The organism is Flexivirga sp., from assembly GCF_035551235.1.
GTDB lineage: Bacteria > Actinomycetota > Actinomycetes > Actinomycetales > Dermatophilaceae > Flexivirga.
The window spans coordinates 59,937-80,429 of sequence record NZ_DASZNO010000007.1; the positions used below are offsets into that span (position 1 = coordinate 59,937).

A 20,493-nucleotide genomic window follows, 5' to 3' on the forward strand; every position below is an offset into this window, starting at 1 on the left:
GACCATGATCGCGTTCACACTCGAAAACATCGCCACAGTCACCGGCGGCACGCTGCACGGTGACGACCAGCTGGTCGACGGGCCCGTCGTCACCGACTCGCGGGAAGCCGCCCCCGGCAGCCTGTATGTCGCCCGCGTCGGCGAGCACGCCGACGGTCACGACTTCGCGCCCTCGGCCATCGACAACGGCGCGGTCGGCGTGCTCGGCTCGCGCGCGCTGCCCGGCATACCCACCGTGGTGGTGGCCGACGTGCAGCAGGCCTTCGCCGACCTGGCCCGCGCCGTGGTCGACAAGGCGCCGCGGTTGCGGATCGTCGGCATCACCGGCAGCTCCGGCAAGACCTCCACCAAGGACCTGCTGGCCCAGGTGCTGGCACCCGTGGGGGAGACGGTCGCTCCGGTCGGCTCCTACAACTCCGAGGTCGGTGTGCCGTTGACCGTATGCCGGGTCACCTCCGACACGCGCTTCCTGGTCGCCGAGATGGGCGCCACCAACATCGGCAACATCACCTACCTCACCCGGATCGCACCACCGTCGATCGGCATCGTGCTCAACGTCGGCACGGCGCACGTCGGTGAGTTCGGCTCCGTCGAGGCGATCGCGCAGACCAAGGGCGAGCTCGTCGAGGCGTTGCCGACCGCCGGGCTGGCCGTGCTCAACGCCGACGACCCGCGGGTCGTCGCGATGGCCGGCCGCAGTGTCGCCCGGGTGGTCACGGTGGGCCGTGGCGACGATGCGCAGGTTCGTGCGGTCGATGTCGTGCTCGACGAGCAGGACCGTCCCTCCTTCGTGATCACCGGACTCGACGGCGTCGACCGCTTGCCGGTGCACCTCGGCCTGCACGGCGAGCACCAGATCGGCAACGCCCTGGCGGTCGCCGTCGCGGCTCGTGAGCTCGGCATCGCGCCGGAGCAGATCGCGGCGGGTCTTGCCGGCGCGCGACCGGTCAGCCGGTGGCGGATGGAAGTGCATCAGCTGGACCGCGGCGTGACCCTGGTCAACGACGCCTACAACGCCAACCCCGACTCGATGCGCGCTGCGCTGGCGGCGCTGCAGCGGATGGGGCAGGGGCGCCGCACGATCGCGGTGCTGGGGGAGATGCGCGAGCTCGGCGAGCTGAGCCGGCAGGCGCACCACGACGTGGGCGCGACGGCCGCGGAATTCGACATCGGGGTCGTCATGGCCGTCGGTGCGGGTGCGGAGCCGATCGCCGCGGCGGCGGAGGCCGCAGGCGTCCACGTCGAGCGTGCCGACGACGTGGAGGAGGCACACCGGATGGTGATGCAACTGTTGGCGCCGGGAGACGTCATACTTCTCAAGTCCAGTCGTGATTCGGGTCTGCGTTACCTCGGGGATCGGATCACTGTCGAACAAGGTGGGTTTTTGTCTGAGGATGGATCGAAGCATGCGTAGGCCCGGCCAGAGGACGCTTCGGTGAAACTCGTTCTGATCGGAGCGCTCGTGGCGCTCATCGTCGGGCTGGTCGGCACCCGGGCCTTCATCGACTTCGTGATCCGCAAGGGTTACGGCCAATTCGTCCGCGATGACGGACCGACCAGTCACCACACCAAACGCGGCACCCCGACGATGGGCGGTGCCGTGATCATTGCCGGCACGGTCCTCGGTTACGGCCTCGCGCACCTGCTCACCTGGGATGCTCCGACCGCATCGGGGTTGCTGGTGGTCTTCCTGATGGTCGGCCTGGGCCTGGTCGGCTTCCTCGACGACTGGATCAAGATCTCCCGGCAGCGGTCCCTCGGGCTGCGGTCGGCGGAGAAGCTGATCGGCCAGACCCTGATCGCGGTGCTCTTCGCGGTGCTGGCGACGAAGTTCTCGCGCGGCGGCATCACACCGGCGAGCTACCACATCTCGTTCGTGCGCGACACGTGGTTCAACCTCGCCGCCGGCGGCACGGCACTCGGCGTCGTCCTCTTCGTGATCTGGGCCAACCTGATGATCGCCGGCACCAGCAACGGCGTGAACCTCACCGACGGCCTCGACGGTCTGGCCACCGGCGCCTGCGTGATGGTCTTCGGCGCCTACACGCTGATCAGCGTCTGGCAGTTCAACCAGAACTGCCAGTTCGTCACCTCGTCCAAGTGCTACAACGTGCGCGACCCGCTCGATCTCGCGGTCGTCGCCGCGTGTGTCATGGGTGCCTGCTTCGGCTTCCTGTGGTGGAACGCCTCACCGGCGAAGATCTTCATGGGCGACACCGGTTCGCTCGCTCTCGGTGGCGCGCTGGCCGGCCTGGCGATCACCACCCGCACCGAGCTGCTGGTCGTCATCATCGGTGGCCTCTTCGTCATCGAGACCCTGTCGGTCATCCTGCAGGTCGGGTCGTTCAAGCTGCGGCACAAGCGGATCTTCCGCATCGCCCCGGTCCATCACCACTTCGAGATGCTCGGCTGGAACGAAGTCACCGTGACGATCCGCTTCTGGATCATCTGCGGGCTGTGTGTCGCGGGTGGCCTCGGCCTGTTCTACGCCGAGTGGGTCGTCGGCGGTGTCTGACACCGCAGACTCGTACGAGCCGGACGGTGGACGGCGCAACCTGACCCATCGGGATGCCGACTGGGCCGGCCTGCGGGTCCTCGTGGTCGGCCTCGGCCTGTCCGGCTTCGCCGCCGCGGACGCGCTGATGCAGCGCGACGCCGCCGTCACCGTGGTCAGCCGCGATCGCAACGACACGATGGACAAGCGGGCACAGATCCTGCAGACCCTCGGTGTCACAGTGCTTTTCGGCGACGACGTGCCGGCCGCTCCGCCGGAGGGCACCCAGCTGGTGGTGACCTCCCCGGGTGTTCCGCCGTCGAATCCCTTCCTGCTGGCCGCCGCCGAGGCCGGCATCCCGGTCTGGGGCGAGGTCGAGCTGGCCTGGCGGATGCGTCCTGCCGAGGGCGCCGCGCCCTGGCTGACCATCACCGGCACCAACGGCAAGACCACTGCGGTGACGATGCTCGAGTCGATCCTGCAGGCGGCCGGCATCCGCGCCGTGGCCGCCGGCAACGTCGGCACCCCGATCCTGGAGGCGGTGCTGCACCCGGAGCCGTTCGAGGTGCTCGCGGTCGAGCTGTCCAGCTTCCAGATCCACTGGTCGAGGAGCCTGTCGCCATACGCCTCGTGCCTGCTGAACGTCGCGCCCGACCACCTCGATTGGCACGGGTCGTATGACGAATACCGGCGCATCAAGGGCCGCGTGTTCGAGCAGACCCAGGTGGCCGCGGTCTACAACGCGCAGGACCCGGCCACCGAGCAGCTGCTGATGGACGCCGACGTCGTGGAGGGTTGTCGCGCCATCGGATTCACGACCGGCACACCGGAGATCTCGATGGTCGGCGTCGTCGACGAGGTGCTCGCCGACCGGGCGTTCGTCGACGACCGCCGCAACAGCGCCGCCGAGCTCGCGACCATCGAGGACCTGACGATCGACGGTGTCCCACCGGCGCCGCACTACATCGCCGACGCCCTCGCCGCGGCCGCCCTGGCGCGCGCCTACGGCGTCACACCGGCCGGCGTGCGGGCCGGGCTGCGCGCCTACCGTCCGCAACCGCACCGGGTGCAGAGCGTCGGCCGGGTCGGCGACGTCGCCTACATCGACGACTCCAAGGCCACCAACACCGACGCCGCGCTGGCCTCGGTCACCGCCTACGACCACATCGTGTGGATCGCCGGCGGCCTGCTCAAGGGCGCCGAGGTCGACGAGCTGGTGCGGGCGGCGGCGCCCCGGCTGCGCGGGGCAGTACTGCTGGGCCGCGATCGGGAGCAGCTCGCCGACGCATTGCGCCGACACGCGCCGGATGTCCCGGTCGTCGACATCGCCAGCACCGACACTGGGGCCATGGCCCAGGTAGTCCGCGCCGCCCAGTCGCTCGCCCGACCCGGTGACGTGGTGCTGCTGGCACCGGCGGCCGCCTCCATGGACATGTTCGCCAACTACGGCGCGCGCGGCGACGCCTTCGCCGCTGCGGTGCAGGACCTGTCATGAGTTCGACGAGCTCGACCGACTCCTCGTTCGACCTGTCCCGTTTCCAGCCCAAGAGCCTGATGCGGCGGCTGGAGTCGCCGGTCGCCCCCTATTACCTGCTGCTCGGCTCCACCGGCATGCTGTTGCTCTTCGGCCTGGTGATGGTGCTGTCGGCGTCGAGCGTCACGTCATACCAGGCGAGCGGTTCGTCATACACCGTCTTCAAGAACCAGGCGATGTATGCCGCCATCGGTGTCGTCGCCGCGCTCGTCGCCAGCCGGGTGCCGGTGCGGGTGTGGAAATGGCTGGCACTGCCGGCCTTCACCGGCGCGGTGCTGCTGCAGCTGGCGGTCTTCTCGCCGCTCGGACGCACCGTTCAGGGCAACCGCAACTGGATCGGATTCGGCAGCTTCAGCGTGCAGCCGTCCGAGGCGGGCAAGATCGCGATCATCCTGGTCGCCGCGATGATCCTGACCCGCAAGCGCAAGGTGCTCGCGGAGTGGCGGCACGTGATGATCCCGCTCGTGCCGATGTCGCTGCTCCTGCTGGGTCTCGTCCTGCTCGGCCACGACCTCGGTACCACGATGGTGCTCGCCTCGATCGTCGGCGCGGTCCTCTTCGTCGCCGGTGTCCGGATGCGGCTCTTCGCGATCGTCGGTGGCTTCGCGGCGGCGGTCACCCTCGCGTTCGTGGCGACCAACAGCAACCGCACCGGCCGGCTCGACGCCTGGCTCGGCACCTGCATCAACGCACAGACCGAGGGCTGCTACCAGAAGGTCCACGGCCTCTACGCGATGGCCGACGGCGGCTGGTGGGGCGTCGGCCTCGGCGCGAGCCGCGAGAAGTGGTCCTGGCTGCCGGAGGCGCACAACGACTTCATCTTCGCGATCATCGGCGAGGAGCTCGGCCTGCCCGGCACGCTGGCCGTCGTCGCCCTGTATGTCGCACTCGGCTACGCCTGCTACCGGCTGATCGTGACCAGCAAGGACTTCTTCGTCCGGCTGGCCACCGCCGGCATCATGGCCTGGATCCTCGTGCAGGCGATGATCAACATCGGCTCGGTGACCGGCCTGCTGCCGATCATCGGTGTGCCGCTGCCGCTGGTCTCCTCGGGTGGATCGGCCCTGGTGACAACACTTCTCGCCCTCGGCATCCTGATCTCGTTCGCCCGCAACGAACCCACCTGCAAGTCGGCACTCGCGGCCCGGCCCAACGCCGTCAAGCGCACCCTGGCGGTGCTGCCGCTGGGTCGTCGATGACGCGGCCGGGCACAATACGTCCATGACCTCATCCGCAAGCCCGCTGACGTCTGTCCTGCTCGCCGGTGGCGGCACCGCCGGCCACATCTCGCCGCTGCTCGCGACGGCGGATGCGCTGCGGCGACGCTACCCGGATGTGCGCATCACCGTGCTCGGTTCGTATGGCGGCCTGGAGGAGACGCTGGTTCCGGAGCGTGGCTACGACCTGCGACTGATCGACAAGGCCGCGTTCCCGCGCCGGCCCAATGCCGACGCAGTGCGTTTCCCGGCCAAGTTCCTGGGCGCCCGCAAGGCCGCCGCCGCCATCGCGCAGGAGGTCGGCGCGCAGGTCGTCGTCGGCTTCGGTGGCTACGTCAGCCCGCCGGCCTTCCTGGCCGCCCGCAAGCTCGGTGTTCCGATCGTCGTGCACGACGGCAACGCGCTGGCGGGGCTGGCCACCAAACTCGGCTCGCGCTTCAGCACGCACGTCGCCACGGCGTTCTCGGTGACCAAGCTGCCCCACGCGCAGGTGACCGGTATGCCGCTGCGACGCGAGATCACCACCCTGGATCGCGCCGCACTGCGCCCGGAGGCGCTGGACACCTTCGGACTGCGCGGCGACCGGCCGACGCTGCTGGTGACCGGCGGATCCAGCGGTGCCGTCCGGGTCAACGAGCCGGTTGCCGCGGCCGCCGCCGCGTTCCGTGAGGCGGGCGTGCAGGTGCTGCACGTCACCGGTAAGGGCAAGGAGGTCACGGTGCCGACCGCCGGCCCGAATGACCCGGCATACGTGGTGCTCCCGTATGCCGACCGCATGGACCTCGCCTACGCGGCCGCCGACCTGGTCGTGACCCGCTCCGGCGGCAACATGGTGTGCGAGACCTCGACGATCGGCCTGCCGGCGGTCTTCGTGCCGCTTCCGGTCGGCAACGGCGAGCAGCGGCTGAACGCCGCCGACGTGGTCGCGGCCGGTGGTGCGCTGCTCGTCGACAATGACGATTTCACCGTCGATTACCTTGGGCGGCAGGTGATTCCGCTGGTCCAGGACGGCCAGAAGCTGGCCCGCATGTCCGAAGCCGCTCGCGGCCAGGGCCACGGTGACGCCGACGAACGTCTGGTCGACATGATCGAAGAGGCAGCGCACGACGGTGGTTGAAGAGCGCATACGGGTCGAGTAGCGGGGAAGCGCATCGAAACCCAGCGCCGCACAGTTGTTTTCGAGCATAGGACCTTGACCATGAACGCCCACGCACCCGACGGCACGAACCATCGCTTCGACTTCGCCGCGCCGTTGCCGGCCCTCGCGGACATCCGTGCCGCGCACCTGGTCGCGATCGGCGGGTCGGGTATGTCGGGCGTCGCTCGCCTCCTGCTGGACGCGGGCGTGACGGTCAGCGGCTCGGACCGCAACGACAGCCCGGTGCTGGACGAGTTGCGCGCAGCCGGTGCCGACGTCCGCGTCGGGCAGACCGCGGAGGGTGGCGCCCTGGTGCCGGACGACGCGGTCGTCGTGGTGTCCTCGGCCATCGCGGAGGACAACCCGGAGCTCGCCGCGGTCCGTGCGCGCGGCTTGCAGGTGCTGCACCGGGCCCAGGCCCTCGGCGTGCTGATGGCGGGCCGCGCCGCCCTGGCCGTTGCCGGTGCCAACGGCAAGACCACGACCAGCGCCATGGCGGTCGTCGCCCTGCGCGCGGCAGGGGCGGACCCGTCGTTCGCGATGGGCGCACCGATCGCCGGCATCGGGGCCAACTCCGGTGTCGGACAAGGGGATTCGTTCGTCGTCGAAGCGGACGAGAGTGACGGTTCGTTCGTCGTCTATCGCCCGCAGGTCGCCATCGTCACGAGTGTGCGCGACGATCACTTGGACTTCTACGGCACCTCCGAGCGCCTCCAGCAGGCGTATGCCGAGTTCGCCGACACCATCCGTGACGGTGGCCTGCTCGTGGCGTGCGCCGATGACCCGGGCGCTGCTGCCCTGGCGGTGCGGCACCGGGAGCTCGGCCGGCGCGTCGTCACCTACGGGCGCACAGCCGACGCCGATCTGCGGTTGGCCGACGAGTCCGGGTCCGGGTTCGACTGGAGCGCAACGCTGCTGCCGGCGTCCGGTGGGAGCGTGCCGTTGCGGCTGAAGGTGCCGGGTGCGCACAACCTGCAGAACGCCACGGGCGTCGCGCTCGCCATGACCGAGGGGTTCGGCATACCGCTGGAGCAGGCGGTGGCCGGCCTCGGTGAGTTCACCGGGTCCGCACGCCGTCTCGAGCCACGCGGTGAGGCAGGGGGAGTGCGGGTCATCGACGACTACGCGCACAACCCCGACAAGCTCGACGCGGCGGTCCGCGCCGGACTCGGGCTGCGGGACGGCGGCCGGCTCATCACGGTGTTCCAGCCGCACCTCTACTCGCGCACCCAGCACGCCGCCACCGGCCTCGCGGCTGCGCTGTCCTTGTCCGATGTGGCGATTGTGCTGGATGTCTATCCGGCCCGTGAGGCGCCGGTGCCGGGCGTGACCGGTGCGCTCATCGCCGACCGGGTGACCGGTGCCGACGTGGTCTACGCGCCCGCGCTCGACGAGGCGCTGGAAGCCGTGCTCGACCGGGTCCGGCCCGGCGATCTGGTCATCACCGCCGGCGCGGGCGACATCACGACCCTCGGACCGCGGCTCCTGACCGCGCTCGAGCTGGTTGGGCGCAGGCCTGAGTAGCCCGGAGTCTGCGGAGCGCGTATCGAAACCCGCGCCCCGCGACTCACCACCTGGCCAGTGCCGACCACCGGTCGACGTCCACCATGTAGCCGTCGCCGATCAGGGCCTGCTGCAGCCGCTTGCGGGAGCCGACCTCGACACCGGCGTTCTCGTACTTGCGGCGTCCGGCACGCAGGTGGCTGCGGGCGGTGTCGATGCTGATGCCGAGGCTGCGCGCGAGCGCCTTCGCGGTCGGCGCCCGGCGGCTGGCGTAGGCCGTCATGATCTGCAGCTCGCGGTCGGTGAAATGCGGTCCGGTGGCAACGCTGTCCGGTCGCGGGGTGCGCTCACCGTCCGCGATCTCGCAGATCTGCCGGGCGATGTCGGCGGCGCCTGTGTCGGGACGGATCCATTGCTGACAGCCCTCGAGCTGGGCGCGATGACGCAGCCGGTCGTCCGGCTCACCGATCACGATGGCGCTGCTGCCGACGTCATACAGCGCACGGACCTTGAGCGAGAGGGGAACGTGATCATCCAGATAGGCGTCCACGACCACCACCGCCGAGGAGAAGTCCCATTTGGTGATGAACTGAATCCACGAGTAATCGGAGTGGCTGACCGGACGTCCAGCGATTTGCAAAGATTTCTCGATGGCATGTGCCACTATCGGGCTACTGTGCACGATGTAGATGCTGCTGCGTGGGGCCATGCGACCAGTTTCCCCGATCGCGAGGAGGCCCGAGGTGAATAGCCGAGAAAATTCCCACCCTGCCGGTGCGCACGGTGACCCGGGTGGACCATCCATCGAAGTGATCAGTCCGCTCGCGCTGCATCGCGACGCACTCGCCGCCACCCTGCGCGACTCGGGGGCGTTCGGGGTCGTGGAGGCGCACGCCACTGCGTCGGTCGTGGGCGCGTATCACGTGACGGTCATCGACCTGCCCGCGCTCGACGATGCGACCGTGCGCGAGATCGTGCGGAGCCGGCCGACGGTGGCATGGGGTGGTTACCTGCACACCGGGACGGTGGCCGGTTTGGTCGACGCGGGGATGCGCGGCTACGTCTCGGTCATCGGCGCACGGCGTGACCTGGTGTCCGCGGTTATTCGCGTCGCGTCGGGGGAGTTGTCGTTGCCGCAGATCGACCCGACGGTCGTGCGGCTGACGCCGGCGGAGCGTCGGGTGTGTCAGGCATACCTGGTGGATCTGGCCGATTCGTCGCGCGCGTCCGTGGCGGCCGAGCTCGGCATCAGCGAGCGAACGCTCAAGGTGCACCTGGCGAACGTCCGCGCCAAGATCAACAGCTCCGCCGCGAACCGCGTCGAGCTGGCGCGGCACCTGCGGGCCCGCGGCATGCTCGACGGCTGAGCCCTTTCACGTCGTCGCCGATCCGGGCTGTCGCGCGTCGTTTCGGTGGTTACCGCAGTCCGCGGCCAGGTTCCCGGCCGCCCTCTAGTCCCTTGTGACTATACCAACGCTTTACCGGTAAAGGACTGGTAAAGTCCGTTGGTTACGAATGGGTAATACTCGCCATAGTGCGTTGTTCGACCGTATTTGGGAATGCATAGTCCTTCATGATCAACCGGCGGAATTCGTCACGCGCATATCCGTAATCTCCTGCTGTGGCCGCCACGATATGCGCGGCGAGCGCCAGTGTTTGGCGTGTCTTCCTCAAAGGGGTTCTTGATTGTGAGTACGGAGAACAAAACGGTCAGTCGTCGCTCGGTCGCGAAGGGGGCGGCCTGGTCGCTGCCGGTCATCGCGACGGCTGCCGCAGCACCCGCGGCCTCGGCCAGCACCAATCCGACGTGTCCGCAGTGTGGCGTCCCGATCCTGAATGTGGTGACCGCAACTGCGGCGGTGAAGAAGAACGTCGGAAGCCTGGTCATCCCGGTGGGTGCGTTCGTCGCGAACATGGTCGGTTGCACGGGGCTGATCAACGCCTCGGTCCTCACCGCGAACTCGGCGACGCTCACGATGAAGTACTCGAACGGCTCCACGAAGACCTATTCCACGACCGTTGGCCTGGCGGTCGGGGCGAGTGCGACGGTTGCGACCGCGCTTGCAACGGCTGCACTCACCTTCTCGGGGATCGACTTCCCGAACTCCAGTCTCACGAACCCTGTGCCGGTGAAGCCGAGCTCGGTCTCCTTTGACGTCGTGATCCTGCTGGACATCCTCGGCAAGCAGTTGCAGTGCCCGCAGACGATCACCTTCAACTTCGATCTCGGATTATCGCTCTACGCGGTCGGCGGCGGAGGCAACGGATCGGGCTCGTACGTCTTGGCGGGGTTGCTCTGACACCGGCCTGATCGGCCCCGGTGTCTCACGTTTATATAGTCCTTTTTGATTAGTCCGCATGAGTGAGTGCCCGGCTGCCCCTACTGTCGGTGACGCACAGGGACGGTCGCGCTTCTCGGGGCGATGGGTTCCCGCCCTCATCGAAAAATTGAAAGGCATTTCATCACATGACAAGCCAGCAGAAGATCTCGCGTCGCACCATCGCAAAGGGTGCCGCTTGGTCCGTGCCCGTTGTTGCGGTCGCCGCAGCAGCGCCTGCCAGCGCCGCCAGCACCCCCGCCTGCCCGGGTGCCAGCTGCCCCAAGCCCGTGCTGTCGGCGGTCACGCTGAGCACGGGTGTGTTCGCGGCAAACACCAACACCGCAGACCTGAACATCACCGCCGGCACCGAGGTCGCCAACTTCCTGACGCCGGAGTGCAGCGGCGGCGGCCTCCTGCAGGCGTCCCTGGTGACGGTCGGCGACGCAACGTTGACCATGAAGGAGACCGCGACCGGCAAGACGACCGCCTACACCGGCACGACCGGTGTCTCGGCCGGCGCGACGGCCGCGAGCGCCGCATTCGCGATGGCGACGATCGGTGCGTCGTTCCCGAGCGTCAACTTCCCCGACGGCGACCTCCTCTCGGGTCTCACCAACGCGCCGGTCGTTCCGCAGAGCCTCTGCATCAGCTACACGGTTGTGCTCGACGTCCTGGGCAGCACCCCCGGCACGACGGTCACCTGCCCCGGCCAGGTCTGCTTCGGCTTCAACCTGCTCACCGGCAGCCTCTACTCGGTCAACCAGGGAGTCGTGCCCAACACGGTCTCCTACCTGACCAGCGGTCTGCTGCTTCCCTGATCACATCCGGTTGAAACGACGGGCGACCCCGAATGGGGTCGCCCGTCGTCGTTTGTTCTGGTGGCCCGTCCTGGTGGCCCGCGGCGCGAGCGGCGGTCAGCCGGCGGTCTGATCGGCCGATTCGCTCGGCAGCTCGTCGCGCCAGCCCGTCCGCAGTACGAGCTCCTGGATCGCGCCATGTCCGCTGGTCGCCAGATGCCCGAGCGGGTGCTCTGCGTCGACCGCGGCAACACCCGGCGTCCCAGCGACCTGCATCGCGCCGGCCAATGAACGGTCGGCATACCAGGCGTGTTCGACGAGCGGTGCGAATGCCTCCTGGCTCCTGAATTCCTCCGGCCTACCGAGGAAGACGGGTTGCAGGTCCCAGCCGTCCTTCAGCAGGTTCGGCCACCAGCGGAAATGTTCCACCACGGAGTGACAACTCCCGCACCCTGACGAGAAGAAGACCAGGAACGTCGGCGGGTCCTGGAACTCGGTGATCGGCATCTCGTTGCCGTCGACGTCCTGCACGGTGAGGGTGCGGACCAGGTGCGCTCGACGGCGTCGGGTGGCGACCGTGCGGCATACGACCAGTGCCCCGGCGACCGCCAGGGCGAGTAGGGCGGGGAGCGGGTAGCACCAGCCGGCGAGGCGGTCGGACCCGACCGATGCGGGGGAGCGGTGCGCCGCGACCGCGGCGAGGGCAAGCGCGACGAGCACGGCATTGCGCACGATGGTGCGCGTGCCGACCGTGTCGTCGCCGAGGCCGCCGAAACAGTTGCACGAGACGGTCGACGGGCGTCGACTCACCTGGATCACCAGGACGAGGAAACCGATGAAGAGCGCGAGGATCCCGATGGAGGGGACCACCTGCCACGGGCTGGGCAGGAGTATGGCGCCCAGGCCGAGGACCAGCTCGATCCACGGGAAGGCCCGCGCGAAACGCTCGTCCTTCCAGGTCCACCGGGGAAGACCGAACTGTGAGAGCGTGAGCTGGAATGACGCCGCGGTCCCGAACTTCAGCACGCCGCTCGTGACAAGCACAGCAGCTGCGAGCCAGGTGAGTAGTGAGCCGATCCAGTCGATCATCGTTCCGTTCCCAGTCCGTTCATGTCACGAAGCCTAATGAGCGGGATGTGAATTCGTCCCACTGCTGGTGCGCACCTGCGGGTGACCGCGACGTATTTCACCGTCAAGTACAGGTCGATACTCGCCGCGCGCACAGGATGACGCGTAGCATTCCGCGAATGCTGCGTATGTGAGACGCCGGTCGACGCCACACGGTGTGTCGATTAGGGCAGCGCCGCCATCAACGTCATCATCATGGTGACTGTATGGCAGCCGCGTTCCGGCGCGGTGCTTGCAGTCGGCATACTTGCTTGCTCACATCGTCTACCGCTGGAAAGGCCGTTCCTCGTGGCAACTCCGCAGAACTACTTGGCCGTCATCAAGGTCGTCGGCATCGGCGGCGGTGGCGTCAACGCAATCAATCGGATGATCGAGGTCGGTCTGAAGGGTGTCGAGTTCATCGCCATCAACACCGACGCGCAGGCGCTTCTGATGTGTGACGCTGACGTCAAGCTTGAGGTCGGCCGCGACCTGACCCGCGGCCTCGGCGCCGGCGCCGACCCGGAGGTCGGCAAGAAGGCAGCCGAGGACCACGCCGAGGACATCGAAGAAGTCCTCAAGGGCGCCGACATGGTCTTCGTCACCGCCGGTGAGGGCGGCGGAACGGGCACCGGTGGCGCACCGGTCGTGGCCAAGATCGCCAAGAGCCTCGGCGCACTGACCATCGGTGTCGTCACCCGACCGTTCACCTTCGAGGGCCGCCGTCGCGCCAACCAGGCGGACCTCGGTATCAACGCGCTGCGCGAAGAGGTCGACACCCTCATCGTCATCCCGAACGACCGGCTGCTGTCGATCAGCGACCGCAACGTGTCGATGCTGGACGCGTTCCACAGCGCCGACCAGGTGCTGCTCTCCGGTGTGCAGGGCATCACCGACCTGATCACGACCCCGGGTCTGATCAACCTCGACTTCGCCGACGTCAAGTCGGTCATGCAGGGCGCCGGCTCCGCGCTCATGGGCATCGGCTCGGCCCGAGGCGAGGACCGCGCCGTGCAGGCCGCGGAGTTCGCCATCTCCTCGCCACTGCTCGAAGCCAGCATCGACGGCGCGCAGGGCGTGCTGCTGTCCGTCCAGGGTGGCAGCGACCTCGGTCTCTTCGAGATCAACGAGGCTGCGCGCCTGGTCCAGGAGGCCGCCCACCCGGAGGCCAACATCATCTTCGGTGCCGTCATCGACGACGCTCTCGGCGACGAGGTGCGTGTCACGGTCATCGCTGCCGGCTTCGAGGGCGGGGCGCCCAACAAGCGCACCGACGAGCGTGCGCTCGGTCAGATCCAGGGTGCTCCGACGCCCGCCCGGCGCGAGCAGTCGCAGCAGCAGACTCCGGCCGCGCAGCAGCAGGGCGCCGGCCAGGCCCAGCAGGGCGGCCCGCAGCAGAGTGGTCAGCCGGCTGCTCAGCAGTCCGCGCCGCAGGCTGGCCAGTCGCAGCAGAGTGGCCAACAGAGTGGCCAGCAGGGCGCACCCCAGGGCGGCAACGGTCAGCAGCCGAAGCAGGGCACGGCGCCGCAGGGCGGTCAGCAGGGCGAGGGTGAGCAGGCGCAGCCGCCGGCCAACCCGGGTGAGGTCAAGCAGACCCCGAGCAACCGCCCGCCGCGCGAGGTCACCTTCGACGACGGCCAGGACCTCGACGTCCCCGACTTCCTGAAGTGACCGGGCGTCCGGTTTCCGCACGCCCCACCGCTTCGCTCGCGCCCCACTCAACCCGCCAGCGGGCGTAGTCAGGTCCGACGATGTGGTGGTGGCGTGATCAGCTGACCGGCCCCGGTGGCCGCGTCGTCGATGTGGGCTTCACCGACACTGCCGGCGGGGTCAGTCCCGCGGGTCCGATCGCGTCGCTCAATCTCGGTGGCAATGTCGGCGACGACCCGTCGAACGTCGTGCGCAACCGTGGTGCCGTGGCCGCTGCCGTGGACGTCTCGCCGGAGGACCTGGTCTTCATGCGCCAGACGCACAGCGACCGCGTCGTCTCGCTCGAGGACGGCCACCGTGATCCCGAGGGCGATGGCATCGTCACCTCCTCGTCCGGTGTCGCCCTCGCCGTACTCGTGGCCGACTGCACGCCGGTGCTGCTGGCCGACCCGGCCGCAGGCGTCATCGGCGCCGTTCACGCGGGACGCCCGGGCATGATGGCGCGCATCGTCGACCGCGCCCTCGACCGGATGAGCGAGCACGGAGCGACGAATCCCGTTGCGATCATTGGGCCTTCGGTCTGTGGCCGCTGTTACGAAGTTCCGCTCGAGCTGCGCGAGGAGGCGGCCGCGATCACCCCGGAGAGCCGCACTGTGAGCTGGACCGGCACCCCTGCGATCGATGTCGCGGGCGGTGTCGTCGCGCAACTGCATGCGCGCGGCGTCGACACCACATGGGTGCCGGGTTGCACCCGGGAGTCGGATCGGCTCTTCTCCCACCGGCGCGACCACCGGTCCGGGCGATTCGCCGGAGTCATCGTCCAACGAGGCGCCGATGTATGACGTCAACCGTCGCGACCAGCTCGCGGCGAGTCTCGCCCGGGTGCATGCCCGCATCGACCGTGCCTGCGCCGCCGCCGGCCGCGCCCGCGACGATGTCACGCTGATCGCGGTCACCAAGTTCTTCCCGGCCTCCGACGTGGAGCACCTCGCCGCGCTCGGAGTGACCGACATGGGGGAGAACCGCGACCAGGAGGCCGGCGCGAAGTTCGACGAACTGCCCGCCGAGATCCGTGGTGATCTCACGGTGCACTTCATCGGTCAGCTGCAGTCCAACAAGGCCGCCCACGTCGTGCGCTACGCCGACGTCGTGCAGTCGGTGGATCGCGCCAAGATCGCCCGTGCTCTCGACAAGGCGGCCGCCGCACGCGACCGCACGCTCGAGGTGCTCGTCCAGGTCGACCTGTCCGGTGCGACCGGTCGCGGCGGGGTTGCCCCGGACGCCGCGCGGGCCCTCGCGGACGAGGTCGCCGGCTGCCGTGCGCTCCGGCTGCGTGGCGTGATGGCCGTGGCGCCGCTGGACGCCGATCCGGCCGAGGCCTTCGATCGGCTGGCGAGTGTGGCGGACGTCATACGCGGCGATCATCCGGACGCCCGATGGTTGTCCGCCGGCATGAGCGGCGACCTGGAGCAGGCCGTGGCGGCCGGCGCGACACACCTGCGTGTCGGTAGCGCAATCCTCGGTTCTCGGCCCACTCCCCGGTAGCGTCGTCCGCGACCGACGAAACGCCTCAGAGGTTGGCCCCTCGCGGTGAGAAGGAGTGCAATTCATGGCTGGCAAGCTGCGCGCGACGATGGAATATCTCGGCTTGGCCGAGGCCGACCCGCACTACCGTGACGATGATTACACCGGTGAATGGTCCGAGGAGTACGACGAGGCGCAGGACAGCGGATACCCCGTTGAGGAGACCCACCGCGAGCCGGCGCCGGTCACCCAGTTGCACACCTCGCCGGCTGCCCCGGCACAGCATCGGCAGGAGGCCGGCGACATGAGCCGCATCAACACGATCCACCCGCGGACCTACAACGAGGCGAAGGAGATCGGCGAGAGCTTCCGCAGCGGCGTCCCGGTCATCATGAACCTCTCCGACATGGACGACACCGACGCCAAGCGCCTGGTCGACTTCGCCGCCGGTCTGGTGTTCGGGCTGCACGGCACGATCGAGCGCGTCACGAGCAAGGTCTTCCTCCTGTCGCCGCACGGCATCGAGGTCGCCACGAGCGGCCCCGAAGCGGCGCGCCCCACCGGCCGCGGCCTGTTCAACCAGAGCTGATCGACGCTCCCACGGCGTCCGCTCACGGGCTGGTGGTCGGTCCCAGCTCGTTGATGACGCACAATTGAGTCATGTCAGCCGTCCTCACCGTGGTCTCGCTGCTGCTCTACGTCTTCTTCATCCTGCTGCTGGGGCGGCTGGTGCTGGACTGGGTGCAGGTCTTCGCCCGGAGCTGGCGGCCGCGTGGCCCTGTGCTCGTCGTCGCCGAAACCATTTACAGCACAACGGATCCGCCGCTGAAGGCGTTGCGCAAGGTCGTTCCGCCCCTGCGATTGGGGCAGGTTCGCCTGGACCTGGCGTTCCTGATTTTGATCCTGGCTGTCTCTTTGCTGCTCAGTATCATAAAGTGAGCACGATATTTATCCGATTGTTGCGGCGAGCGCCGCGTGTCCTCCTGGACATGCATGCTCTCCGTCCTGATGTACTGACTGAGGTGCACATATGGCGTTGACGCCAGAAGATGTGGTCAAGAAGGAGTTCACCAAGCCCAAGGGGTTCGGTCGTAGCGGTTACGACGAGATCCAGGTGGACGACTTCCTCGACGAGATCGTGGTCGAGCTGCGTCGGCTGAACGCTGAGAACGAGGACATCACCGGCAAGCTCGAGGACTGCCGTCGTTCCAAGGGCGTTCCCGGTCGCAGCGAAGCCGATTCCGGTCAGGGCTCGTCCCGGGCCGCGGCGGTGCCGGCACTCACGCCGGTCAACCGGCGCAACGATGACGCGGACAAGACCCAGGTGGTCCCCAGCGCCAAGGACGCCGAGGCCGCCAAGGCTGCCAAGGCCGAGTTGGAGAAGGCCCAGGGCGAGCTGAAGGCCGCGCAGGGTGAGCTGCGGACCACGCAGGCCAACCTCAAGTCCGCCAAGGACGAGTTGACCCGCACCAAGGCAGAGCTCGACCAGGCGCAGAGCGCACTGGCTGCTGCCAAGAAGGAGCAGGCACAGCTGCAGGAGCAGCACCAGGCGCGGCTGAGCGAGCAGCAGGCTGCTGCGGCGAGCACCGGCAACCAGCAGGCCCAGACCAAGCCGGGCGAGCTGAAGCCCGCCAACAACTCCGACGTTGCCGCGATCGCCTCCACCGAGGGCGCCGCCGGCGTCATCGCGCTGGCGCAGCGGTTGCACGACGAGCACGTGCACGAGGGCGAGACCAAGCGCGACCGCCTGATCAGCGACGCGCAGGCGCACCACGACAAGGTCATCGGTGAGGCCAACACCAAGCGTGACCGCCTGGTCACCGAGGCGCAGGCGCACCACGACAAGGTCATCGGTGAGGCCAACGCCAAGCGTGACGAGCTGATCGGTTCCGCACACATCAAGCACGACGAGCTGATCAGCTCGGCACAGAGCCGTCATGACGAGCTGCTGTCGACCGGGCAGAGCAAGCACGACGAGCTGGTCCGCACCGGCACCGAGAAGTCGGAGAAGATGGTGCGCGAGGCCGAGGACCGCAAGAACCGCATCCTGGGCGAGCTCAACTCCGAGCGCGAGAAGGTCAGCAGCCACATCGAGCAGCTGCGTTCCTTCGAGGGCGACTACCGCAACAAGCTGCGCGGCTACATCGAGGATCACCTCACGCAGCTGGATCACACCGCGGTCGACGACAAGCCGAAGACCAAGAGCTGATCACGGCCTGACACGCCGTACCACGAGCCGCCGGACACGGAGCTCATCCTGGACAGGCACGGGAAGCTTGGGATGCGTTGGCGTTACGAGGAGCTTGCGACTCGCAACGCCAACGCAGAACAAGCCTCCACGGCTGCCGATCCGTTAGGGTGAGGCACCCGTGTCCGGCGGCTTCGTCGTCGGACACCTGCCTTCGTTCGGTGGTCGGGCATACCGGAGTGGGAGCTTGCGTTGACCTGCGGTATTCGCGGGTCGTGACGTCAAGGGCCAAATTCGTTGTATGTCGGCTGTGTGTCGCTTATCCTGCCCGCAGTCACATCGGGGGCAGGAGCCCGGCGCATCCATCGGATGAACCGGTCTGCTGCGACAGGAAGGTATGCGATGCCAGCCAAGAAGACGGCCTCCGGCTCGTCCAGTTCTGCGTCCGCCACTGCGTCCTCCGGACGGAGCCGCTCCCGGGTGACTGCCGCTTTGCGCAAGGCCACCGGGGTCGTCGCCAAGGCAGCGGGGCGCGGCGACGACTCGTCCAGGACCACTGCGAAGAAGGCAGCCGCCAGGACCGCGAAGAAGGCCCCGGCGAAGAAGACCGCCGCCACGAAGGCGACGACGAAGAAGGCAACGGCCACCAGAGCGGCGGCCAAGGCGCCCGCGAAGAAAACGACCCCCAGCAAGGCGGCACCGGCGACGAAGACAGCCGCGAAGAAACCGGTCGCGAAGAAGGCGCCGGCGAAGAAGACTGCCGCCAAGAAATCCGCACCAGCCAAGAAATCGGCCGCGCCCGCGAAGCAGGCAGCGGCCCCCACGACCCGGGTGGCCAAGAAGACGACGGCAACCCGTAGCAAGACCCCGAAGACGACCGCCGCCGCCACGAAGGCGGCACCGATGAAGAAGGCCGCCACGAAAACCACCACTGCCAATAAGCCCGCGACCCCTCGCAAGCTCAAGGTCCGCGACGACGAATCCCCTTGGACGCCCGAGGAACTCGCCGATGTGCGCGCCGAGCTCGAGGGTGACGTCGAGCGCCTGACAACCGAGCTCAACGGCTTCGAGAACGACATCGCGGGTCTGATCAAGGACAGCGGCGACGGAGCCGGTGACGACGAGGCCGATGCGGGCGCGAAGACCTTCGAGCGCGAGCACGAGTACTCCCTCGCGCAGAACTCTCGGGACCTGCTGGAACAATCGGTGCATGCGCTCGAACGCATCGACGACGGCACCTACGGAGTTTGTGAAAATTGTGGCAACGCGATCGGCAAGCTTCGGCTGCAGGCATTCCCGAGGGCGACGCTGTGCCTGACGTGCAAGGCACAGCAGGAGCGGCGCTGACCTCCGAGAAATCCGCCGACGCGCACGACCCCGCACCGACGACACAGAAGCGCCCTTCCGCCCAGCTGATCGCACTGCTGGTGGGCGTCGCCGTCGTTGGTTACGGTCTCGACCAGGCGACCAAGGCCTGGGCGTCGAACTCCCTGGACCCGGCGCAGCCGAAACAACTCGTCGGCAGCGTGCTGCAGCTGCGGCTGACGCACAATCCGGGTGCGGCCTTCTCGATCGCGACGAACGCGACCTGGGTGCTGACCATCGTCGCGGCCGTCGTCATCGTGGTGACGATCTTCATCGCTCGCCGGTTGCGCAGCAGGCCCTGGGCGTGCGCGCTCGGCCTGCTGATCGGCGGCGCGCTGGGCAATCTCACCGACCGCTTCGTGCGCGCTCCCGGCGGCGGCAAGGGTCACGTGGTCGACTTCCTGGAGTTGCCGCACTGGCCGATCTTCAATGTCGCGGACTGTTGCGTCGTGACCGCCGCGTGCCTGATCGCGCTGCTGGCGTTCCTCGGGATCGGCATCGACGGCCGGCGTGCGTCCACGGACCAGGCGAAGGGCGACGAGACCGATGAGTGAGGTGAAGGCCCTCGGCATACCCGATGGGCTCGAGGGTGAGCGGGTGGACACCGCGCTCGCCCGGGTCCTCGGCTTCTCGCGTACCCAGGCGGCCCAGCTGGCCGCCGACGGCGAGGTGACGGTCGACGGCAAGGTCGTCGGTAAGTCCGATCGGGTGAGCGCCGGCCAGTGGCTCGAGGTCCGTATGCCGGAGCGCGTCGGCCCGCGGGTCGCCGAGGTGAGGCCACAGGCCGTCGAGGGCCTGCGGATCGTGCACGACGACACCGAGATCGTCGTGATCGACAAGCCCGCCGGGGTCGCCGCGCACCCCAGCGTCGGCTGGAACGGCCCGGACGTCGTGAGCGGGCTGGCCGCGGCCGGCTACCGCATCTCGACCTCGGGTGCCGCCGAGCGGCAGGGCATCGTGCAGCGCCTCGACGTCGGCACGAGTGGCCTGATGGTGGTGGCCAAGAGCGAACGCGCCTACACGGTGCTCAAGCAGGCCTTCCGCGACCGCTCCGTCGACAAGACCTACCACGCCCTCGTCCAGGGCCTGCCCGACCCGGTGGTCGGCACCATCGAGGCGCCGATCGGCCGGCACCCGGGGCACGACTACAAGTTCGCGGTGATGCAGACCGGCCGGCACAGCGTGACGCACTACGAGCTGCTCGAGGCGTTCCGGTCGATGAGCCTGCTGACGATCCATCTGGAGACCGGCCGCACCCATCAGATCCGGGTGCACTTCTCCGCGCTGCACCGCCCGCTGGTCGGTGATCCGCTCTACGGTTCGGACCCGACCGTCGCCAAGCGGCTCGGCCTGTCGCGGCAGTGGTTGCACGCCACCGAGCTCGGCTTCACGCACCCCGGTTCGGGGGAGTGGGTCACCTTCGCCAGCCCCTATCCGGCCGACCTCGAGCGCGCCCTGGAGATCGCCCGCAACGGCTGAGTGAGCCGCGTCGGTGGCGGAGCCCGTTCCTAACTGACAACGGTTGCCGGTTGCGCACGCTGATTGGCTGGAAACCCGTTCGTAAGTGGCAACGGTTGCTGGTTGCGCACGCTGATTGGCTGGAAACCCGTTCCTAACTGACAACGGTTGCCGGTAGAGGTGTGGGCGAGCGTATG

General features: G+C 68.4%; 21 protein-coding genes. 18 read left to right on the forward strand and 3 right to left on the reverse strand.

The features are described from left to right. Positions 1–4: 4 nt before the first annotated feature. The 6 genes from VG502_RS01190 (at position 5) to murC (ending at position 7,907) form a co-directional block, all read left to right on the forward strand. Entirely contained in the window at positions 5–1,414 is a 1,410-nt protein-coding gene (locus VG502_RS01190) for a UDP-N-acetylmuramoyl-tripeptide--D-alanyl-D-alanine ligase (RefSeq protein WP_325547916.1), read from the forward strand. A 21-nt stretch (positions 1,415–1,435) separates the two neighbouring features. Beyond that, entirely contained in the window at positions 1,436–2,515 is a 1,080-nt protein-coding gene (gene mraY / locus VG502_RS01195) for a phospho-N-acetylmuramoyl-pentapeptide-transferase (RefSeq protein WP_325547918.1), read from the forward strand. Continuing rightward, positions 2,508–3,989, forward strand: coding sequence for a UDP-N-acetylmuramoyl-L-alanine--D-glutamate ligase (gene murD / locus VG502_RS01200; RefSeq protein WP_325547920.1), 1,482 nt, complete (start codon positions 2,508–2,510; stop codon positions 3,987–3,989). Before mraY ends, murD begins: the two co-directional genes overlap by 8 nt. Further along, positions 3,986–5,227 (forward strand): putative lipid II flippase FtsW, encoded by a 1,242-nt coding sequence (gene ftsW, locus VG502_RS01205; RefSeq protein ID WP_325547922.1) that lies wholly within the window; start codon positions 3,986–3,988, stop codon positions 5,225–5,227. Before murD ends, ftsW begins: the two co-directional genes overlap by 4 nt. A 22-nt stretch (positions 5,228–5,249) precedes the next feature. After that, complete coding sequence (gene murG, locus VG502_RS01210; protein ID WP_325547924.1) at positions 5,250–6,362, forward strand: undecaprenyldiphospho-muramoylpentapeptide beta-N-acetylglucosaminyltransferase; 1,113 nt, start codon at positions 5,250–5,252, stop codon at positions 6,360–6,362. 81 nt (positions 6,363–6,443) lie between these two features. Beyond that, positions 6,444–7,907 (forward strand): UDP-N-acetylmuramate--L-alanine ligase, encoded by a 1,464-nt coding sequence (gene murC, locus VG502_RS01215; protein WP_325547926.1) that lies wholly within the window; start codon positions 6,444–6,446, stop codon positions 7,905–7,907. Between the two features lie 43 nt (positions 7,908–7,950). Here murC and VG502_RS01220 read toward each other — a convergent pair whose 3' ends face one another. Beyond that, on the reverse strand, positions 7,951–8,526 hold the full coding sequence (locus VG502_RS01220) for a helix-turn-helix transcriptional regulator (RefSeq protein WP_325547928.1): 576 nt from the start codon (positions 8,524–8,526) through the stop codon (positions 7,951–7,953). Positions 8,527–8,695: 169 nt separating this feature from the next. On the opposite strand from VG502_RS01220, the gene VG502_RS01225 reads away from it, so the two are divergent. The 3 genes from VG502_RS01225 (at position 8,696) to VG502_RS01235 (ending at position 11,025) form a co-directional block, all read left to right on the forward strand. Further along, positions 8,696–9,253, forward strand: coding sequence for a LuxR C-terminal-related transcriptional regulator (locus tag VG502_RS01225; RefSeq protein ID WP_325547930.1), 558 nt, complete (start codon positions 8,696–8,698; stop codon positions 9,251–9,253). Positions 9,254–9,574: 321 nt separating this feature from the next. Further along, positions 9,575–10,186 carry a hypothetical protein gene (locus VG502_RS01230; protein WP_325547932.1) on the forward strand — a complete coding sequence of 204 codons (612 nt, stop codon included), beginning with the start codon at positions 9,575–9,577 and terminating at the stop codon, positions 10,184–10,186. 167 nt (positions 10,187–10,353) lie between these two features. After that, a complete protein-coding gene (locus tag VG502_RS01235) occupies positions 10,354–11,025 on the forward strand; it encodes a hypothetical protein (protein ID WP_325547934.1) in 672 nt (223 codons plus the stop codon). A 96-nt stretch (positions 11,026–11,121) separates the two neighbouring features. Here VG502_RS01235 and VG502_RS01240 read toward each other — a convergent pair whose 3' ends face one another. Continuing rightward, positions 11,122–12,093 carry a TlpA family protein disulfide reductase gene (locus VG502_RS01240; RefSeq protein ID WP_325547935.1) on the reverse strand — a complete coding sequence of 324 codons (972 nt, stop codon included), beginning with the start codon at positions 12,091–12,093 and terminating at the stop codon, positions 11,122–11,124. A gap of 327 nt (positions 12,094–12,420) precedes the next feature. On the opposite strand from VG502_RS01240, the gene ftsZ reads away from it, so the two are divergent. The 6 genes from ftsZ (at position 12,421) to VG502_RS01270 (ending at position 17,494) form a co-directional block, all read left to right on the forward strand. Further along, on the forward strand, positions 12,421–13,782 hold the full coding sequence (ftsZ, locus tag VG502_RS01245) for a cell division protein FtsZ (RefSeq protein ID WP_325547937.1): 1,362 nt from the start codon (positions 12,421–12,423) through the stop codon (positions 13,780–13,782). An 80-nt stretch (positions 13,783–13,862) separates the two neighbouring features. After that, on the forward strand, positions 13,863–14,603 hold the full coding sequence (gene pgeF, locus VG502_RS01250; RefSeq protein ID WP_325547939.1) for a peptidoglycan editing factor PgeF: 741 nt from the start codon (positions 13,863–13,865) through the stop codon (positions 14,601–14,603). Beyond that, positions 14,596–15,306, forward strand: coding sequence for a YggS family pyridoxal phosphate-dependent enzyme (locus VG502_RS01255; RefSeq protein WP_325547941.1), 711 nt, complete (start codon positions 14,596–14,598; stop codon positions 15,304–15,306). Before pgeF ends, VG502_RS01255 begins: the two co-directional genes overlap by 8 nt. 64 nt (positions 15,307–15,370) lie before the next feature. Further along, complete coding sequence (locus VG502_RS01260; protein ID WP_325547943.1) at positions 15,371–15,874, forward strand: cell division protein SepF; 504 nt, start codon at positions 15,371–15,373, stop codon at positions 15,872–15,874. A 71-nt stretch (positions 15,875–15,945) separates the two neighbouring features. Further along, positions 15,946–16,224, forward strand: a complete 279-nt coding sequence (locus VG502_RS01265) for a YggT family protein (RefSeq protein ID WP_325547945.1) — start codon at positions 15,946–15,948, stop codon at positions 16,222–16,224. A gap of 91 nt (positions 16,225–16,315) precedes the next feature. After that, a complete protein-coding gene (locus VG502_RS01270) occupies positions 16,316–17,494 on the forward strand; it encodes a DivIVA domain-containing protein (protein ID WP_325547947.1) in 1,179 nt (392 codons plus the stop codon). Between the two features lie 260 nt (positions 17,495–17,754). Here the strand turns inward: VG502_RS01270 and VG502_RS01275 are convergent, their stop codons facing one another. Then, positions 17,755–18,393 carry a hypothetical protein gene (locus tag VG502_RS01275; protein WP_325547949.1) on the reverse strand — a complete coding sequence of 213 codons (639 nt, stop codon included), beginning with the start codon at positions 18,391–18,393 and terminating at the stop codon, positions 17,755–17,757. Here VG502_RS01275 and VG502_RS01280 point away from each other — a divergent pair. The 3 genes from VG502_RS01280 to VG502_RS01290 are packed head-to-tail and all read left to right on the forward strand — an operon-like array spanning position 18,377 to position 20,317. Then, a complete protein-coding gene (locus tag VG502_RS01280; protein WP_325547951.1) occupies positions 18,377–18,820 on the forward strand; it encodes a TraR/DksA family transcriptional regulator in 444 nt (147 codons plus the stop codon). The genes VG502_RS01275 and VG502_RS01280 overlap by 17 nt on opposite strands. After that, the gene (gene lspA / locus VG502_RS01285) at positions 18,784–19,392 is read left to right on the forward strand and encodes a signal peptidase II (RefSeq protein WP_325547952.1); all 609 of its coding nucleotides are present in this window, start codon (positions 18,784–18,786) and stop codon (positions 19,390–19,392) included. The genes VG502_RS01280 and lspA overlap by 37 nt, the downstream gene beginning before the upstream one ends. Beyond that, on the forward strand, positions 19,385–20,317 hold the full coding sequence (locus tag VG502_RS01290; protein ID WP_325547953.1) for an RluA family pseudouridine synthase: 933 nt from the start codon (positions 19,385–19,387) through the stop codon (positions 20,315–20,317). Before lspA ends, VG502_RS01290 begins: the two co-directional genes overlap by 8 nt. Positions 20,318–20,493 lie beyond the last annotated feature (176 nt).

What these genes read in the sequence shown, in the direction of transcription:
- VG502_RS01260 (WP_325547943.1), top strand. Translation starts at nt 15,371, where the DNA reads ATGGCTGGCAAGCTGCGCGCGACGATGGAATATCTCGGCTTGGCCGAG.
- VG502_RS01190 (WP_325547916.1), top strand. Translation starts at nt 5, where the DNA reads ATGATCGCGTTCACACTCGAAAACATCGCCACAGTCACCGGCGGCACG.
- VG502_RS01290 (WP_325547953.1), top strand. Translation starts at nt 19,385, where the DNA reads ATGAGTGAGGTGAAGGCCCTCGGCATACCCGATGGGCTCGAGGGTGAG.
- VG502_RS01280 (WP_325547951.1), top strand. Translation starts at nt 18,377, where the DNA reads ATGAAGAAGGCCGCCACGAAAACCACCACTGCCAATAAGCCCGCGACC.
- murG (WP_325547924.1), top strand. Translation starts at nt 5,250, where the DNA reads ATGACCTCATCCGCAAGCCCGCTGACGTCTGTCCTGCTCGCCGGTGGC.
- VG502_RS01235 (WP_325547934.1), top strand. Translation starts at nt 10,354, where the DNA reads ATGACAAGCCAGCAGAAGATCTCGCGTCGCACCATCGCAAAGGGTGCC.
- VG502_RS01240 (WP_325547935.1), bottom strand. Translation starts at nt 12,093, where the DNA reads ATGATCGACTGGATCGGCTCACTACTCACCTGGCTCGCAGCTGCTGTG.
- ftsW (WP_325547922.1), top strand. Translation starts at nt 3,986, where the DNA reads ATGAGTTCGACGAGCTCGACCGACTCCTCGTTCGACCTGTCCCGTTTC.
- VG502_RS01270 (WP_325547947.1), top strand. Translation starts at nt 16,316, where the DNA reads ATGGCGTTGACGCCAGAAGATGTGGTCAAGAAGGAGTTCACCAAGCCC.
- VG502_RS01255 (WP_325547941.1), top strand. Translation starts at nt 14,596, where the DNA reads ATGTATGACGTCAACCGTCGCGACCAGCTCGCGGCGAGTCTCGCCCGG.
- murC (WP_325547926.1), top strand. Translation starts at nt 6,444, where the DNA reads ATGAACGCCCACGCACCCGACGGCACGAACCATCGCTTCGACTTCGCC.
- VG502_RS01265 (WP_325547945.1), top strand. Translation starts at nt 15,946, where the DNA reads ATGTCAGCCGTCCTCACCGTGGTCTCGCTGCTGCTCTACGTCTTCTTC.
- pgeF (WP_325547939.1), top strand. Translation starts at nt 13,863, where the DNA reads ATGTGGTGGTGGCGTGATCAGCTGACCGGCCCCGGTGGCCGCGTCGTC.